This is a genomic window from Pseudoalteromonas sp. SWN29, assembly GCF_015864465.1.
In the GTDB taxonomy this organism is placed as follows: Bacteria; Pseudomonadota; Gammaproteobacteria; order Enterobacterales; family Alteromonadaceae; genus Pseudoalteromonas.
Window position 1 is genome coordinate 1 of the sequence record NZ_JADYXE010000067.1, and the last position, 16822, is coordinate 16822.

15 protein-coding genes and 1 other RNA gene are annotated in these 16822 nt (G+C 40.4%); 2 read left to right on the forward strand and 14 right to left on the reverse strand.

Annotation, left to right across the window (positions count from 1 at the left end):
* Positions 1-111 precede the first annotated feature (111 nt).
* Genes rplI through rpsF form a run of 4 tightly spaced genes read right to left on the reverse strand, consistent with a single transcriptional unit; the run spans position 112 to position 1543 of the window.
* Positions 112-564 (reverse strand): 50S ribosomal protein L9, encoded by a 453-nt coding sequence (gene rplI / locus I6F53_RS18505; RefSeq protein ID WP_002962755.1) that lies wholly within the window; start codon positions 562-564, stop codon positions 112-114.
* Between the two features lie 35 nt (positions 565-599).
* Positions 600-827: a 30S ribosomal protein S18 gene (rpsR, locus tag I6F53_RS18510; protein ID WP_007378475.1), complete on the reverse strand. Its 228-nt coding sequence runs from the start codon at positions 825-827 to the stop codon at positions 600-602.
* Positions 828-839: 12 nt separating this feature from the next.
* On the reverse strand, positions 840-1157 hold the full coding sequence (priB, locus tag I6F53_RS18515; protein ID WP_033015549.1) for a primosomal replication protein N: 318 nt from the start codon (positions 1155-1157) through the stop codon (positions 840-842).
* Positions 1158-1201: 44 nt separating this feature from the next.
* A complete protein-coding gene (gene rpsF / locus I6F53_RS18520; RefSeq protein ID WP_166419300.1) occupies positions 1202-1543 on the reverse strand; it encodes a 30S ribosomal protein S6 in 342 nt (113 codons plus the stop codon).
* A 377-nt stretch (positions 1544-1920) separates the two neighbouring features.
* On the opposite strand from rpsF, the gene I6F53_RS18525 reads away from it, so the two are divergent.
* Positions 1921-3120, forward strand: a complete 1200-nt coding sequence (locus I6F53_RS18525) for an alpha/beta hydrolase-fold protein (RefSeq protein ID WP_197240691.1) — start codon at positions 1921-1923, stop codon at positions 3118-3120.
* 283 nt (positions 3121-3403) lie between these two features.
* Here I6F53_RS18525 and I6F53_RS18530 read toward each other — a convergent pair whose 3' ends face one another.
* From I6F53_RS18530 to I6F53_RS18545, 4 genes are read right to left on the reverse strand one after another with little or no spacing between them, the layout of a single operon-like run.
* Positions 3404-4570 carry an FAD-dependent monooxygenase gene (locus tag I6F53_RS18530; protein ID WP_197240694.1) on the reverse strand — a complete coding sequence of 389 codons (1167 nt, stop codon included), beginning with the start codon at positions 4568-4570 and terminating at the stop codon, positions 3404-3406.
* Positions 4567-5754, reverse strand: a complete 1188-nt coding sequence (gene ubiH, locus I6F53_RS18535; protein WP_197240695.1) for a 2-octaprenyl-6-methoxyphenyl hydroxylase — start codon at positions 5752-5754, stop codon at positions 4567-4569. Before ubiH ends, I6F53_RS18530 begins: the two co-directional genes overlap by 4 nt.
* 15 nt (positions 5755-5769) lie before the next feature.
* A complete protein-coding gene (pepP, locus tag I6F53_RS18540; protein WP_197240697.1) occupies positions 5770-7092 on the reverse strand; it encodes a Xaa-Pro aminopeptidase in 1323 nt (440 codons plus the stop codon).
* A gap of 38 nt (positions 7093-7130) precedes the next feature.
* Positions 7131-7694 (reverse strand): UPF0149 family protein, encoded by a 564-nt coding sequence (locus I6F53_RS18545; RefSeq protein WP_007587323.1) that lies wholly within the window; start codon positions 7692-7694, stop codon positions 7131-7133.
* Positions 7695-7887: 193 nt separating this feature from the next.
* On the opposite strand from I6F53_RS18545, the gene ssrS reads away from it, so the two are divergent.
* Positions 7888-8070, forward strand: a non-coding RNA gene (gene ssrS, locus I6F53_RS18550) — 6S RNA.
* A 152-nt stretch (positions 8071-8222) separates the two neighbouring features.
* On the opposite strand, the gene I6F53_RS18555 is transcribed toward ssrS, so the two are convergent.
* The 6 genes from I6F53_RS18555 to nfsB all read right to left on the reverse strand — a co-directional run bounded on the left by I6F53_RS18555 (position 8223) and on the right by nfsB (position 16496).
* The gene (locus I6F53_RS18555) at positions 8223-11306 is read right to left on the reverse strand and encodes an efflux RND transporter permease subunit (RefSeq protein WP_197240699.1); all 3084 of its coding nucleotides are present in this window, start codon (positions 11304-11306) and stop codon (positions 8223-8225) included.
* Positions 11303-12622, reverse strand: a complete 1320-nt coding sequence (locus I6F53_RS18560) for an efflux RND transporter periplasmic adaptor subunit (protein ID WP_197240700.1) — start codon at positions 12620-12622, stop codon at positions 11303-11305. The genes I6F53_RS18555 and I6F53_RS18560 overlap by 4 nt, the downstream gene beginning before the upstream one ends.
* The gene (locus tag I6F53_RS18565; protein WP_197240702.1) at positions 12612-14027 is read right to left on the reverse strand and encodes an efflux transporter outer membrane subunit; all 1416 of its coding nucleotides are present in this window, start codon (positions 14025-14027) and stop codon (positions 12612-12614) included. Before I6F53_RS18565 ends, I6F53_RS18560 begins: the two co-directional genes overlap by 11 nt.
* A gap of 219 nt (positions 14028-14246) precedes the next feature.
* Positions 14247-15020, reverse strand: coding sequence for an acetolactate decarboxylase (gene budA / locus I6F53_RS18570; RefSeq protein WP_197240703.1), 774 nt, complete (start codon positions 15018-15020; stop codon positions 14247-14249).
* A gap of 118 nt (positions 15021-15138) precedes the next feature.
* Positions 15139-15771 (reverse strand): putative quinol monooxygenase, encoded by a 633-nt coding sequence (locus I6F53_RS18575; RefSeq protein WP_197240705.1) that lies wholly within the window; start codon positions 15769-15771, stop codon positions 15139-15141.
* Positions 15772-15827: 56 nt separating this feature from the next.
* A complete protein-coding gene (nfsB, locus tag I6F53_RS18580) occupies positions 15828-16496 on the reverse strand; it encodes an oxygen-insensitive NAD(P)H nitroreductase (RefSeq protein WP_166419309.1) in 669 nt (222 codons plus the stop codon).
* Positions 16497-16822 lie beyond the last annotated feature (326 nt).

Sequence of the window (16822 nt, forward strand, 5' to 3'; positions counted from 1 at the left end):
CCAAAAGTAGGACCGTTCGAATTTCAAAAACTCGGTACACCATTAAGTCAAAACATGCTTAACTGAATGGTGTTAGCGCTAATAGCACGGCTTTTGTCGCTTAATTAAAAATTAAGCTTCAGCGATTACGATTACTTTAATAGTAGCCGTTACGTCTGAGTGAACTGAAATTGATACGTCAAATTCACCTGTCTCACGGATAGTACCTAGAGGCAAACGAACTTCTGACTTAGCAACTTCAACACCAACAGCTGAGATAGCGTCAGCGATGTCACGAGTACCGATTGAACCGAATAACTTACCTTCGTCACCAGCTTTAGATACTAATGTAACTTCTGCTAATGCTTCTAGTTTTTCAGCGCGTGCTTGTGCAGCAACTAACTGTTCAGCGATTTTCGCTTCAAGTTCTGCACGACGAGCGTCAAAAGTTTCAATGTTAGCTTTAGTCGCAGGAACTGCCTTACCTTGAGGGAAAAGGAAGTTACGTGCGAAACCAGATTTAACTACAACCTGTTCACCTAGGCTACCTAGGTTAGCGATCTTATCTAGTAGAATAACTTGCATGTTTCTACACCTTTTAAAAACTGTTAATCCGCTGCTTACTTATGTAAGTCAGTGTATGGAAGAAGGGCTAAGTAGCGAGCACGCTTAATAGCAGTTGCTAGCTGGCGCTGAAATTTAGCGCTAGTACCTGTGATACGGCTAGGTACGATTTTGCCACTTTCTGTAACATAGTTTCTAAGAGTAGCTAGATCTTTGTAATCGATTTGTTTTACGCCTTCCGCTTTAAAGCGGCAGAACTTACGACGTCTGAAATAACGTGCCATGAGATTAATTCCTCAAATAATTCTTTCTATATGCTGAGCATGCAAAACCAATTGGCTAAGGCCGTTACGACCTTCGTGGCGATTTAAAAAACCACTCACTTGCAATGCCTGCCCAACGTGCAAATGTTGAGTCTGTTGTTGCATTTGCTTTCCGCTAGCAACCACCTGAAGCCTCACGTAACTATTACGGTTAAGGTCTGCTTCGGTTTGCATCGATTTATGTTCTACAACAAAAATACAATGCGGGATGCCTGCAGGGCTTTGGCTAAACTTGGGAGTTTTACAAACTACCCCAGATATAACCAGCTGATTCATAAAAGGGCTAACCATTTATACTTACCGCCAGTTAAACGCCATGCTAGGACTCAAAACAATTAAGCAGCAGGTGCTTCTTTCTTCTCTTCTCTTGCAAGAGGAGACGCTTCAGTTTCAGCAGTTTTAGTGCGGATAACTAAGTTACGAAGCACTGCATCGTTGTAGCGGAAAGTAGTTTCTAGCTCGCTGATTACTTCAGTTGGTGCTTCAACGTTCATAAGAACATAATGAGCTTTATGAAGCTTGTTAATTGGGTAAGCCAATTGACGACGGCCCCAATCTTCAAGACGGTGTATAACACCACCAGCTTCAGTGATAGAACCAGTATAACGTTCGATCATACCAGTTACTTGCTCACTCTGATCAGGGTGAACCATGAATACGATTTCGTAATGACGCATGGATATTCCTTACGGTTAATAGAGCCTTCTACCGTTTCGGCCGGTCGGTTTAAGGCAAGGAATTAATAGTTTAAAAGCCGAAATGAGCGCGCATTTTACGCTTAGACGGATAATTAAGCAAGCAGGTTTTTTAAGCTTTTATAGATAAGTGTTTAAAGGTAATTATTACGAGCCTCGCTCATCACGTCAGTAAGTTGCACGCATACTGTAAAAGTTAGGCACGGAGCGTAATATATATTGTAGATGCCGATCTTGCTCGCGTGAAAAGCGATAGCTTTTAATTACTTAAGCCCTACGTTCACCCCTAAAATATAAATATTTACTCAAGCTTAAAGCCGTGCAATTATTGAACAACACATTATTAAATAAGGATATTTATGAAGCATTTATTATCGCTCGTATTAATACTTACTTTGGGCACATCGCTTTTAAGCCACGCAAAAACCACTATAACTGACATAACCGTTGGTAAAAAAGTCATTCTGCAGTCAAAAATACTTAACGAAGATAGACCCATTAAAATTTTCATACCTGACACTGTAAAAGACGATCAGCCGCTTTATGTTATTTATTTACTTGATGGTGTTGAGCACTTTCATACGGCGTCTGGTGTTATTAAATCCCTTGTTGATTACGAGCAGATACCTAACGCAATGCTCGTTGGTATAGATACAACTAACCGTGTTCGTGATTATTTACCAAAAGTAGAAGGCGAGCCTAAAACAGAGTTTCAAACTTTTGTTAAAAACAAATGGCCTGACGCTGGGCAAACCGACAAGTTTTTAAAGTTTGTGTCTGATGAACTCATGCCTTATATAAATAGCAACTACCCACCAAACGGCTACAACACCTTAATTGGTCACTCTAATGCGGGTACTTTAGCGCTTTATACTTTAGTTAATCAGCCTGAATTATTTAACAACTACATAGCTATAAGCCCAAATAGTTGGTGGAGTGATGAAGAGTTAAAAAATAATATTATTAAATACACTAAAAATCCTAAAGGCGATCAATCGTTATTTATTAGTGTAGCAAGTGAAGGGTCACGCTTTTATACAGGTGTATTAAATACTTTAGTAAATTTAGAACAGCAAATGCCTACGCAGCTAAAATGGGAATATAAACATTACCCTGCTTTTAGTCATATGGGCACCATACTACCAGCCCTTAGCGATAGCCTAATCAACTTATTTAGTGACCTAATATTTAAAGTTACTGATGAGCACGGAAGATTTGCTGATGTATCCCTCATTACCGGTTACTACCAAGCACTCAGTGATAAGTACGGTTTTGAGCTTAAAACTCCACAAGATGTGTACGTAGAATTTGCCCATAGCCAGCAAAAGTTTGATAACACTAAAAAAGCGATAACTACGCTTAAACACTTTACTAGCGATTATCCTAATGCTGCTTACTCTCACATGCGATTATCGCAAGGGTACGCTGCTGACAAACAGTTTAAAGAAGCCGTTACCAGTATGAAACATGCACTAGAGCTTGCTAAACAAAACTCGCGAGATCCAATGTTAATTGATGCGCTCAAAGATATGGTGAATGAAGCACAAAAGAATTTATAACTGATTTGACGCAAAGCGCTTTTTGACTAACGATAGTAATTACGAGCTACGCTCGTCGCGTCAGCAAGCTAAACGCCTACAGGTGAAATTAAGCTCAGTGTTAAACTTTGCATGTAAACGCAGAGCTTGCTCGCGTGAAAAGCGCAGCTTTTAATATATTCAAAACCATTTTAAAACAAAAAACCGATGTTTAAATTAAACATCGGTTTTTCTTTGACTGAAAGCTGGCAGCTAAAACTACTGCTTTTCTCGTTGGGTTTCGCTTCGCTCTTCCCAACCTACGTTACTTGCCTATCGCTTCTTTGGCGAACAGATGCTTTATTGGGCCTAGGTTATCAACTAATGATAGCCCTACTCCGCGAATAAGTTTTTTAACCGGGTTTGCACCTTCAAATAACTCTTTAAGCCCTTGCATCATCGCAATGTGCTTTTGCGCATCGAGCTTACGGGTACGCTCGTAATCGCGAAGTGTGCGAGTGCTTGCAAACTCCTTGCTATCACTTGTGAGTAGCTCAATTAAATAAGCAGCATCTTTTAGGCCTAAGTTCATACCAAGCCCTGCAAGTGGGTGAATAGTATGTGCAGCATCGCCAATAAGTACAACTTTGCCTGAAACCCATTGCTGGGCGTAGCGCATTTTAAGTGGGAAAGCAGCGCGCTTACTTTGCACTTCACACAAGCCACATTGGCTATCTATGGCTGCCATTACGGCTTTATTAAAGGCAGTGTTGTCCATTGCAAGGAGCTCATCGCAATGGTTGGGGCTGGTAGACCACACTATTGAATGCGTGTTGGCATCGCTCAGTGGTAAAAATGCCAGTGGCCCTGTTGGTAAAAACACTTGGCGTGCGGTATTTGCGTGTGGCTCTTTGGTTTTAACCGTCGCAACTAGCGCATGGTGATCGTAATCTTTAAAGCTAAGTGCCATATTAAATTGCTTACGAATAGCTGAATTTGCGCCATCGGCCGCCACCAGCAATTTTGCAATAATTGGCTCACCGCTTTTAAGCGTTATAAATACGTCAGATTCGCTTTGATGTATTTGCTGATACTGCGTATCGAACATAAGTGTGGTGCTTGGTTGTTGCTCTAGCTCTTTTATAAGCGCGTAGCGAATAATATCGTTTTCAACAATATGGCCTAAATGATCAAGCTCAAGTTGCTCGTTATTAAACGCTATTTTGCCAAAGCTGTCGGCATCACGTACGTCCATATGCGTATAAGCACACGCTCGCTGTGCGATAATTTCGGGCCATACGTTTAATTGCTCAAGCAAGGTTTGACTCGCAATGCTTAGCGCACTTACGCGCAAACCATATTCGTTAGTTGGTAACGCTTGTGTTGGTGCCCCGTCGATCACAACGACGCTTATATCGGCTTTAGCCAATCCAAGTGCCAGTGTTAGCCCGACACAGCCGCCACCTACAATACAAACCTGTGCTTGCTTCATAAACGTCTACCTTGTTTAACTTGCCCCATTAACTGTTTGGCTAATGGCGCTTTTAATGCGGGAAATAAATCCATCGAAAACAACCCAATACTGCGCCCAAATGCGAGCACTCTCGATGGGTTCGAAAAAAGCCTAACAAGTGCATCTGTTAAACTCATTACGGTTTTTATATCATCACTGCGCTTTTTTGAATATTCACGTGTAAACGCATAGCTGCCTAAATCGTGCTGGCTATTTGCTATTAAATGACTAAGTACTTGCACGTCGCGAAGGCCTAAATTAAAACCTTGCCCTGCAATAGGGTGAATAGCATGTGCAGCATTACCAATAACCACTGTACGGTGCGCAGTTAAAGACTCGACTTGCCCGTAAACGAGCGGGTAACTCGTTCGCATGCCTACTTTAGTAAATTGACCACCGCGATAACCAAACGCGCTTTGCAGTGCACTTATAAAGCCTTGCTCACTAAGTGCCATGTGCTGATCAACCTGCTCTTGTCGCATACACCACACTAACGAATAACGGTTGTTGCTCATGGGTAATAACGCCATAGGCCCGTTTTGTGTAAAGCGCTCAAAGGCATGATTATTATGCCCACCAGCCACTTCAACATTAGCAATAATAGCGCCTTGTTCATAAGGCTGGGTATTAAAGCCAAGCCCAAGTAAATTACGTGTGGGTGATTGCGCACCATCAGCAATAACCAATAGTGCTGCATTTAATTGCTTGCCGCTTTGTAGGGTGAGTGTATTGCTATGCAGAGTTTGCTCAATGGCAGTTACGCTATCGGGGCACAAAAGCGTAATATTTGACTGCGTTAAACGCTGGTGAAGCGCTCGCCCAAATGGATTTACTTCTACTACGTAACCAAGTGAGGGCTTAGCAAATTCATCGCAATTAATGTGCGCCTTGCCAAAGTGACCTCTATCAGACACGCTCACTTTTTTGATTACTGCGGTGTAAAGGGCATTTTTCTCAAATAAATTGAGGCTTTGTAAATACTCTACCGATTGCTGAGCAAGTGCAATGCTTCTGTCGTCAAAGCTTGGGTGGTAGTCGCCGGTTACTTGATTAGCTTCTACAACGGCAATATTTAACGCGGGATTAGTTTTAGCCACACTTAATGCGCAGCTTGCTCCCGCTAAACCACCGCCAATAATAACTACATCAAACTGCTTAGCCACTTTACTCTCCGAGCTTTATACGTTTTTAGCACTTTGCATAAGTGCTTCTATATCGCTAATTTTTTTAGGTACGCTTAGGGTCAAGTTTTCATGGCCGGTTTCGGTAACTAGCAAGTTATCTTCGATACGAATGCCAATGCCTTTGTATTTTTGCGGTGCGCTTGAGTCTTCGCTTATATAAAGCCCTGGCTCTATGGTCAGTACCATACCCGGCTTAAATGCACGCTCAGCGTTATTTACTTTATAGTCGCCAACATCATGTACATCTAAACCAAGCCAATGCCCAAGCCCGTGCATGTAATATTCTTTACACGCACCTTTTGCCATTAGCTCGTCAAAGTCGCCGGTTAGAATACCTAGCTCGAGCAAACCTTGGGTCATTACTTCCATTGCACATTTATTAGCATGCGACATGTAACCACCGGGTTTAACTTCATCAAAAGCAACTTCTTGCGCTTTAAGTACAATATTATAAAGCGCGGCTTGCTGTTCGCTAAATTGTCCATTTACGGGGAAAGTTCGCGTTATATCAGCAGCGTAACCTTGTAACTCGCAACCGGAGTCTATAAGTACTAGGTCACCACTTTTTAATACATCGCTATTTTGTGTGTAATGTAAAATATTGGCGTTGTCGCCACTGCCAACAATTGTGCCGTACGCAGGGTGCGGCGCGCCGTTCATAGCATAATGATGGTGCAGCTCTGCTTCTAATTGAAATTCAGTAGCTCCAGCATGTGAAAAACGCATAGCGCGCATGTGCCCTCGCGCACTAATTTCACAGCCTTCTCGCATAACATCTATCTCGCTTGGCGATTTAAACAAACGCATTTCATGAATAATGCCTCGTATTTCTTTTAAAGTACTCGGTGCTTTGAGTCCTTTTCGAGAGCCACTTCGAAGCATACCTAGTAACGAAAACACTTTGGTATCAAATGAAGAGTAGGCGCCTTGTGCAAAATAAATAGCATCTTTTGCATTTAGCATATCTAGCAGCTTCTCGTTTAATTCACTCAGCGGGTAAGCTTCATCAAACAGGTAGTCACTTTTGGCTTTATCAAAACCAATACGGCGCCCATGCCAAATTTCAGCTAGTTTGTCTTTATCAAGGCAAAATAATGTACTAGGTGTATCGCTGTTATTACACAGTACTAAAACGGCGTCGGGTTCGTTAAAGCCAGTTAAGTAAAAAAAGTCGCTATTTTGCCTAAATGCATATTCGGTATCGCGGCTGCGCGTCACTTCGCTCGCAGCGGGAATAATAGCAACGCTATTTTTATCCATTTGAGCAAGTAAACGCTCGCGACGTGCTTTAAATTCTGACTTTTGTACTTCAACCATTATTAACTAACCCGTTTTACTTTTTTAAAAGTGAATGCTTAATGAAGTGTTTTTTTAGTGCTTTGCGTGCTCTGCTCTTTACCTAACTCTGCAAAACAAAGTAGTGCTGATACACGCACATATTCAATCACTTCGTGCAGCGCTTGGCTGTCTTCCTCGGTTTCTTCAAAGGTAGTATCTAGGCGAGTAATTTCGCTAAAGTCAGTAATCACTTCTTTAACATCGCTCGATAACTTACCGTAGTCTTTTTGCTTTAGGCCAAAGCCAAGCATAAAACCTGCTACCCATGATACGAGGCCATTAGCCTGATCGATGAGTGTTTCGTCGTCGCTTGGTAAAAATAAATCAAACTGAAATTCATCATCATTAAAGCTAGCCACTACTTGCTTATAAATAGTGCCAAAAAACTGCTTTAAATCGTTACTAAACGACTCACCATCGTTAAACACATCGCTCAAAAGGCCTAAGTATTCTTTGTCATCAATGGTTAAACCACACGCAAGTAAACCACTAATTACACCATGCGCTTCGGCCGGTGATACAAATATTTCGTTTTTTTCTAAAAGCAGTTGAGCTTTTTCGTAATCTGGTAAATCGTTCATAATCGAATCTTCGCTTTGCAAGTTAAGGCAATGCTACCACTCGATAAAAAGCAACTCCAATTAATTGTATGATCAAGCTCAAAAACCATGCGATAAAGTAAATAGTGCGTTAAAGGTGTGGAAAAACTAAGCGAACAGTTTAATTTTTTACGTTTGGGGTTTAAGGATTGGATTATGTCTTATATACTTAAATTGTTCCCTGGGGTACCGGAGCTTAGTTAAGTCCCTGAGCCGATAAATTTTATACCAGGGTTTTTGTTCGTCTACTATTGTGCAGGCTCGGCATGTACCGAGAAGCCTACGGTAAACCGCAGATTCCCGCCTTGAAACCTTCTGGTTTCAGGACTGAAACCGAGTACCGTATCTTGGGGAACACCTTTTTAATAAAACTCTCGTTTTAATCCCATCTTTACTTAATCTTTTTATTCACTTACCTGCAATTACCGTCATGCTTTTTAACTAATAAAAAAGCCGCGGGCAATTACTTACCCACAGCTTTATCATCACAATACGTTTATATGGTTTATATTATTTAAACCAACCTTGAAAACGCTCCATTAGCATGTAATTTATTGGTACTAACAATAAGGTAATAAAGGTCGCAAAAATAATCCCAAACCCAAGACTTACCGCCATTGGTATTAAAAACTGCGCCTGAGTCGCTTTTTCAAATAATAGCGGCATTAAGCCTATAAATGTAGTTAAACTGGTTAACATTACAGGACGAAAGCGTGATGCACCAGCAGTCTTAACTGCGTCAATTATAGCGCCGCCTTCACTGCGTTTTTTATTAATAAAATCAACTAAAACCAGTGAGTCATTTACTACAACACCAATTAGTGCAAGCATGCCTAGCAAACTCATAATGGTTAAATCCATGCCCATGATCCAATGCCCTACCACTGCACCAATCATTCCAAATGGAATAACACTCATTACAATAATTGGCTGCATGTACGATTTAAGCGGTATAGCTAATAATGCATAAATTATAAAGAACACAAAAATGAGCGCCCAGCCAAGCGAGCCAAACGACTCTCTTTGCTCTTTAGCTTCACCTTCGAGTTTGTAATCAACACCTGGGTATTGCTGCATTAAACCATCTAAATACTCAGCTAAATCGGCCTGAAGCACCGTCATGTTGGTGTTATCTTTTTCAATATCGGCGGTAATATTTAAAGTACGGTAGCGGTCTATACGGTTTATTGTCGATGGGCTTTGCCCTGCGCTTAGTGTAGCCACATGTGATAACGGTACTGAGCCACCTGAAGGGGTGTCTATTAGTATGTTTTTCAAATCAGCAACTGAGCGACGTTCATCAATAGGTAAACGCACCATTACACGTACATCATCGCGACCACGTTGAATACGCTGTACCTGCGAGCCATAAAACGAGCTGCGCACCTGCCCTGCAACATCGGATCTATTTAATCCAAGCGCTAAGCCTTGATCGGTCAGCTCTATGCGTAACTCTTCTTTACCGTCAGACATGCTATCTGCAATATCAAATACCGTTGGGTAAGTCGCCAAGCGTGTTTTAATATGATCAGCTACATCTTGTAAAATAGTTAACGAGGTACCGCTTAGCTGCACATCAATTGGATCTGAGCTTCGCCCTATTTCAGCTCTGAACGTGAGGCTTTCTGCCCCTGGTATAATCCCAATTAAATCACGCCACTCACTTGCAAGCTCACTAGAACCTATGTCTGATTCACGCTCTTCAGCAGGTGTAATTTCAAAGCGCACAGAGCCTGAATTAGAAACACCTCCTCGCCCGCCAGTTGTTGCTAAGATATTTAAAATAACGCTTTCACCTGTATCTGGGTCGCGGTATTTTTCTTGCAATTGCTGCGCTTTTTGCGACATATCAATCACATATTTATTAGTCACTTCAAACGGAGTGCCGGTAGGTAACGTAAGCTCTACCTTTATCGTTTCGCTTGGGATACGTGGGAAAAACACAAACTTAGTCCAACCACTGGTGACCATAGTTAAAATTATTACAAATATACCTATAAACAAGCTTACCGATGCCAATTTATGACGCAGTGCTAAATTTAAAGTCGGTTGATAGTATTTTAAAATCGCGTTTTCAAATCCATCTGCAAAACGCTGTTGAATAGCATCAAATTTTGAAGGTTCGCCTTTTTCGTGGCGCGGTTTTATATATTTTAAATGCGCCGGTAATACAAATTTAGATTCAATCAATGAGAATAGTAATACCGGGATAACCACTACCGGAATTTGTGCAAACAGTGCTCCACGTGCCCCTTCAATAAAGGCCAAAGGTAGGAATGCAGCTACGGTGGTTAATACACCAAATGTTACTGGTGTTGCTACTTCTTGAGTACCTAAAATTGCAGCTTGTTCGCCCGACTCAGCTGTTTTTAAATGGGTGTAGACGTTTTCGCCGGTCACAATGGCGTCATCTACCACAATTCCCAGCACTAATATAAAGCCAAATAGGCTCATAATATTAAGCGTTACGCCAAATATAGGCATCGCTATAAACGCGCCCATAAACGAAACCGGAATACCAATAAACACCCAAAATGCAATTGCAGGGCGTAAAAATAAAGTCAGTAAAGCCAGTACTAAAATACCGCCTTGTAAAGCGTTGGTAGTAAGAGTAGAAATACGGCTTTTAACAAGCTCTGAGTCGTCATCCCAATAACTTAGCTCAAAACCTTGAGGGAGTGAACTTTGCTCCTCTTTAATGTAATTTTTTACATCATCCGCAACTGCTATCGCGCTTTGCGGACCAATACGGTACACATCAATAAAGGCCGCTTGCTTACCATTAAAGCGAGTACGCACTGGCGTTTCTTCAAAGTCATCTTTAATTAATGCAATATCCCCAAGGCGGATAATGGTGCCATCAGCTTGGTTTTTTACCACAATGCTGGCAAATTCATCTTTACGATAAGCTTGCCCTTTAGAGCTAATAAGTACATCTCCCCCTTGCGTTTTTAAGTTACCGGCAGAAATATCTTTACTAGAATTAGCGACAGCGCTAGATATTTCTGCAAGGCTTAAATCGTACTGACGAAGGGTATCTTGGCTTACTTCTATAGCAATTTCGTAATCACGAACACCACTTAGCTCTACTTGCGTTACGTTGGGTAGACGCAAAATATCATCCCGAACTTTTTCGGCGTATTCAAGGGTTTCTTTTTCGCCATAAACGCTTGATACAGTAACAGCGATTACATCTCTAATGCGCTCAGCAAGTGCTACTACAGGCTTTTCAGCATCTGCGGGAAAGGTATTAATGGCATCTACGCGACTTTTTATGTCTGCGAGTAATTCACGAGGGTCGTAGCCCGTTTCGACTTCGATAGTAACAGAGCCAGAACCTTCTGATGAGCGACTAAATATTTGTTTAATGCCCTCTAAGTCTTGAACTGCTTCTTCTATACGTATAGTCACCCCTTGCTCTACATCTTCTGGTGTTGAGCCTAATAAGCTTACATTTACGCTTATCATATCGGTTTCAAAAGACGGAAAAACTTCAAGCGGTATCTTATTTGATAAACTAAAAAGCCCCGACAATAATAATGTTACTAATAATAAATTGGCAGCAACATGGTTTTTAGTAAACCAAGCTATCATGATCTGCCTCCTTGTTTTTCAGCGCGGCGCTTTTTCATTAACTCTTCAACGCTAATACCAAGCTCTTTTGCTTTTTCCTCAAGCTGCTCTTGTGACATGCGTTTTCCTCGACCTTGCCCCTGCGCACTTTTCCCTTTAGTTTGCTCTGCATTTTGCTCACCTAAAATACTCACTTGAGTACCTGAGCTAACTTGTCCAAGTGGTGTTAGCACCAATTTATCGCCAGCAGTTAGGCCTGTTTTGATCATTGCCTGTGTAGCGTTTTGCCAAGCAAGTGAAATGTCTTTACGTTTAAGTACACCATCTTCAACAATGTAAACATAAGTACCTTGGTAAATTGTGCTATTGGAAATTATGAGTGCATTAGACACTGTTTTACCTGTAATTTGCGCCTTTATATATTGTCCTATTTTTATAGGATATTGATTATTAGCTGTCGCTTTGTATGGGTCATCAATTTTAGCAACGACATAAAGCTGCTGTGCATTTTCATCTATAGCGCCTTCAGTACGTGTGAGCTGCCCTTGCCATTGCTGCTCTCCTACTAAATCAGAGGTAAACTCAACTAAAGAACCAGCTTGGTTTTTAGCGCCATCACGGTATTGCTCTGGTAGGTTAACAAACGACAAATCTTTATTTTTAATAGGTAGGCGGATCTCTACGCTGTCGATTGCATAAATAGTTGCAAGTTGCGTGTTATTACTCACTACTTGCCCTAAGTCAACACTGCGACTGAGTATACGCCCAGCGTAAGGCGCAGTTACTTTTGTACGCTCTAAATCAAGCTGTGCTTTTTCAAGTGTAGCCTGCGCTGATAAAACCTCAGCTTCAGCGGCTGCTAATTGTGGTTCTCGTAGCACTAAGCTGCTGGCATTTTCAGAGCCACCTAAACGCTGCCAATCAGTTATGGCTTGCTGGCCACGAGCTTTTTCTTCAAGTAAGCTTTGCTCTGCACTTAATAAATTAGCTTGCGCTGATTTAACTTCAGCTTGATGGTCTCTATCATCTAACTTTAAAAGCACATCGCCTTTTTCAAAAAAACCACCTTCTCTAAATTCATCACTTACTTGTATTATTTGTCCTGATGCTTGCGCGACAAGTAAGCTTTGAGTACGCGGCTTTACCGTGCCATAGCTGTCTATCATAATTTGATAGTTTTGCGGTTTTAGCTCAAGTGCTGAAACACTTATTATTGCTTTAGGTGGCTTACCTGAACGCCTAGCTTCAGGTGGGTTGCCCTTGATAAACATAACAATTAATAAGGTTGCCACGATAACTACGGCGGGGATTAAAATTTTTGTAGTTTTAGTTTTCATCGTTATTGCTCTTTAGTTCACTTGAGGGTTTTGCAAAATCACCACCAAGGGCAATGTGTAAGTTAATTCTGTTAGCTATTAATTGATTTTTGATTTCAATTAAAGAACTTTGCGCGTCAAAAGAACGGTCTTGAGCATCAAGTACCGTTGTATAAGTTACCAAGCCACTTTGATACTGCTCAAACGAAAGCTGCTCTGCTGCAAGCGCGTTTTCTTGCGCTTCAAGAGTACTGCTATATTGCGCTTTAAGAGACTGCTGCTGCGAAATTGCATTTTCAACATCGCCAAATGCATCGTAAAGCGTTTGTAAATAAAGCTGCTCTTGCTTTTGGGTATTAAGGCGCGCTATTTCTTCGTTCGCTTTTAAGCGTCCGCCTTCAAAAAGCGGTGCTGAAATACTACCTAATAATGACCATGCAAGACTTGAAGGGGAAAATAAATCGCTTACTCTGTCGGTGCTATCACTTAAGCTAGCTGTTAAATTTAAACTTGGAAAGCGTTGTTTGTGCGCATACGCAAGTGATGCATCGGTAGCTAAAAGTTCATACCAGCTAGCACGCAATGTGGGTTTACGCGTTATAAGTTCAGAAGGTAAGCCTAGTGGGATATCAGTATTAATAACGGGTAAGTCGCTACTAGCAGTAATGGCACCCTTTGGGTATTCACCTAGCAAACGTTCTAGTACGCGTGCTGAGGCCGATAGGTTCGCTGTTTGAGTAGCAATACGAGCGCGCTCAGTATTGAGCTCATTACGGGCAAGATAAACATCGAGAGCTTCGTTTATACCTTGGCGGTAACCCGATTCTATAATATCAAGGCTTTGCTGAGCATTCGCTTCTCTGCGTTTAAATAAATCGAGTAGTTGTTGCGACGTTACAACATCAAACCAACCTGTTACCACATCAGCCACAAGCTGTTGTTTAGCTTGCTCAAACCTAGCCTGCTGCGCTAAGTAATTAAGATTAGCTTCGCGTTTTGAATCAGAAAGCTTACCCCATAAATCGACTTCATAAGTTAAATCTAAACTTACAGAGCTCGCGTTATTATAACTTACAGGGCGGTTGTCTTTACTACGGCTTGTACGTGTTGATAAATCGAGGCTTGGCCAGAGTGCCGCGCCAGATACTATAAGTTGTTGTTTTTGAATCTCTACATCGTAACTCGTTTGCAAAAGCTGTTGATTGTTTTTAAGTGCTTGTTGTACAAATTTATTAAGCGTAGGATTTTGTAATTGTGTAAGCCATTGCTCTTGTACTTTTAATACCGAGCTTGATGCTTCTTGTTGCCATTGCTGTGGTATATTATTGGGCGCTTGCATGCGCTGCGACGGGTTTAAATCACTCGCACAGCCGCTAAGCAGCATCACACTAATTGCCAATAGGGTTGGCTTGCATTGCCAAATCATAATTAAACCTGAATTACTGCTATTTATGAGGTTAATTCAAGCACTTTGACAAATTTTGCTCAACCTACTTTACATAACATTACATAGCTAGCGATGAATTAACATAATAGCCAGTTATACGGTAAAAATAAGTAAATGTTCAGCACTTTTTAATACTAAAAATAAAAAATGCCAATGAGGTGTTTAACCAACATTGGCATTTAATACGTTTTAAACTTATTACTTGTGTTTATTTGCAGCAGGCACAGCGGCTTGTTTTAATTCGATAGTTCTGAATTTTTCAACTTGAGGAAGAGTTAAATTAATTTTATTTATTTCTTCAATTTCAACAGTCACTTTATCAAAGCTAATGCCTTCTAAATGCCCACCTAATTTGTAATCGTTTGATACAAAATGAAAATGCATTCCCGGAATACTAATGTTGCCTAAATATTCTGGTGTATATAGCCCCACTAAAGTACCTTTAATATTTTGCTTAGTGTACATAACTCGCGTTTTTAAATACTCCATAAGCGGAACACTGTCGTTTTTAACTTTTTGTGCAGAAGCCATTTTTAAATAATTAAATGTGCCTGTAATTTTATAAGCATAAAAACTATTTTTAGAGCTCATAGTTGCTTTAAGTTTCTCACCTAATAGCGCTAACGAACTCACATTTTTTAAAGTAATACGCTTATTTGGATTAAACTTAAACATTGTCATATACGGCGCAGCTAAATTAGCTGGAGCCTTAATTAATGAGCCATCAACTTCTATTTTATAAACCACACCGTTGAGCGCAACAAGCTCACCATCTAAATTATCGGCAGTCCCTAATCCAAATTGACCTTTTTTAAGCATTTCTGCAGGTGTAATATCGCCTGTATACACCTGATTAACTAACGCAAGCGGAAAACCATATTGTTCTATTACATTTTCAGTTGGAGCTGCGAAGGCCGCTGAGTTAAGTGTAAATAAGGCTAAAAAGCTAACGCTGATAAAAAATGGTTTCATGGTATTTCCAAAATAAAAAAGGTAGCTAAGCATTTAGCTTAACTACCAAAAAAAGCAAATAGCGTCACTTCTGCTATTTGCTAAACGGGAAGTAGTTTTATAAATTACAAAAAGTACTTTATAGCTCAGTTACAAAGCTCATATATTGCTCGAGGTCGCCTACTACGGCTTCATGCATTAATTTACCGGTTTGAATTGCGTATGGTTGATTAAAGTGAATATCCCATACGTCTGACTCTTTACGCCAATGCTCATACACTGCTAACGTGTCGTCTTGGCCTTCAATTGTGTATAAATCAAATATAAGGTTACCCTCTTCTTGACTACGCGTTTGTGTAATATGAGTTTCAAACTGGGTTAAAAGCTGCGCTCTATACTGCAATTTAATTTTGAATATAAAGAAGATAATAAATATATCGTCTTGTGAGTTTGGCGTTTTAAGATTGCGCTCATGCAAAGGTGCTGGCGTTGTCTCTTTTAAGTTCATAACTTCTGGTGCAGACTCGCTAATATTAGGCAATGCTTGCAATAGAGCTTGCGTATAAGGCTGTGCACCGTGGTAATTAACCGCATTTTGGTTTTCAAAACGTTCGTAGGCAAAAAATACTCCAGGTGTATTTTTATCCTGATATAAACGCATTTCTAGTAAGCCAGTTTCGGCTTTGCCGCCTTGCTTGTCATCTTCAAGCAGCGCTTTGAATTGATTGATGTATTCGTCTTTAATATTAAATTTAACTATTTGCGTGATCATAATTAACTCCAAAGAGATTAGCGCTGCATCAGTTAAGCTAATGCAGTAAGTAAAAATTAAACTTCAGTTAAAATTTCTGAATACTCTAAACGCGACTTTGGAAGAGTGGCATTAAAGTCATTTTTATCATCGCTATACCCCAAAGGCACAACAACCAAGCTTGAATAACCCTTTTCGCGTAAACCAAATTCTTCATCAAGTACGCTAACTTCAATTCCTTCCATTGGCGTTGCATCAATTCCTAAGGTAGATACACCCAGTAAAAATGCGCCTAGGTTTAAATAAACTTGCTTATCCATCCAATGCTGTACGTCTTTAAAATCTTGTTTGTGCAAGTTAATAAACATGTTACGGCCACCATGCATGCGCTCTTTAAATGCGATTGGGTCTGCTACAAAACGACCGTCTTTTTCTTCTTGCTTTAAAACACGTAATAAATAGTCTTGTTCAATATCTAACTTACTAGCAAACACGAGTACATGTGATGCATCTAAAATTGACTTTTTATTGAATGGAAATAAACGCTCTGTTGATTTAGCTATTTTGGCTTTAGCCTCGTCACTAGACGCGAGTATAAAATGCCAAGGTTGTGAGTTAACACTTGAAGGGCTAAATCTAAGTAACTCTTTAATTTTTTCAATATTGTCAGCAGAGATCTTTTTAGTTGGATTGTACGCTTTAGCTGACTGTCTATTTTTTGCGTAATGAGTAATATCTTGAGTCATAAACTTCCCCTATCTCGGGTTGAAAACATATAAGCAAAGGTATTTGCTTTTCGATGAGGTAATTGTGCGCAAAATACGGCAATAGAAAAAGAGAGAAACGACCCAATTAATATGGAACATTTTATCCATAATGACGTTGAATAAATTACAGATACAAAAAAGCCCCGCAATAAGCGATAACACCATTCAGTTAAGCATGTTTTGACTTAATGGTGTACCGAGTTTTTGAAATTCGAACGGTCCTACTTCTGGGCCGTTTTCTTTTTTCTGGAAGAATATAACGTTTCACTCGTTCTCGCATTGCCCTTAATTTCTTTGGAATTGAA

Excerpts from the sequence above, each read along its gene's own strand:
- rplI (WP_002962755.1), bottom strand. The coding sequence starts at position 564 with ATGCAAGTTATTCTACTAGATAAGATCGCTAACCTAGGTAGCCTAGGT.
- rpsR (WP_007378475.1), bottom strand. The coding sequence starts at position 827 with ATGGCACGTTATTTCAGACGTCGTAAGTTCTGCCGCTTTAAAGCGGAA.
- priB (WP_033015549.1), bottom strand. The coding sequence starts at position 1,157 with ATGGTTAGCCCTTTTATGAATCAGCTGGTTATATCTGGGGTAGTTTGT.
- rpsF (WP_166419300.1), bottom strand. The coding sequence starts at position 1,543 with ATGCGTCATTACGAAATCGTATTCATGGTTCACCCTGATCAGAGTGAG.
- I6F53_RS18525 (WP_197240691.1), top strand. The coding sequence starts at position 1,921 with ATGAAGCATTTATTATCGCTCGTATTAATACTTACTTTGGGCACATCG.
- I6F53_RS18530 (WP_197240694.1), bottom strand. The coding sequence starts at position 4,570 with ATGAAGCAAGCACAGGTTTGTATTGTAGGTGGCGGCTGTGTCGGGCTA.
- pepP (WP_197240697.1), bottom strand. The coding sequence starts at position 7,092 with ATGGTTGAAGTACAAAAGTCAGAATTTAAAGCACGTCGCGAGCGTTTA.
- I6F53_RS18545 (WP_007587323.1), bottom strand. The coding sequence starts at position 7,694 with ATGAACGATTTACCAGATTACGAAAAAGCTCAACTGCTTTTAGAAAAA.
- I6F53_RS18555 (WP_197240699.1), bottom strand. The coding sequence starts at position 11,306 with ATGATAGCTTGGTTTACTAAAAACCATGTTGCTGCCAATTTATTATTA.
- I6F53_RS18560 (WP_197240700.1), bottom strand. The coding sequence starts at position 12,622 with ATGAAAACTAAAACTACAAAAATTTTAATCCCCGCCGTAGTTATCGTG.
- I6F53_RS18565 (WP_197240702.1), bottom strand. The coding sequence starts at position 14,027 with ATGATTTGGCAATGCAAGCCAACCCTATTGGCAATTAGTGTGATGCTG.
- budA (WP_197240703.1), bottom strand. The coding sequence starts at position 15,020 with ATGAAACCATTTTTTATCAGCGTTAGCTTTTTAGCCTTATTTACACTT.
- I6F53_RS18575 (WP_197240705.1), bottom strand. The coding sequence starts at position 15,771 with ATGATCACGCAAATAGTTAAATTTAATATTAAAGACGAATACATCAAT.
- nfsB (WP_166419309.1), bottom strand. The coding sequence starts at position 16,496 with ATGACTCAAGATATTACTCATTACGCAAAAAATAGACAGTCAGCTAAA.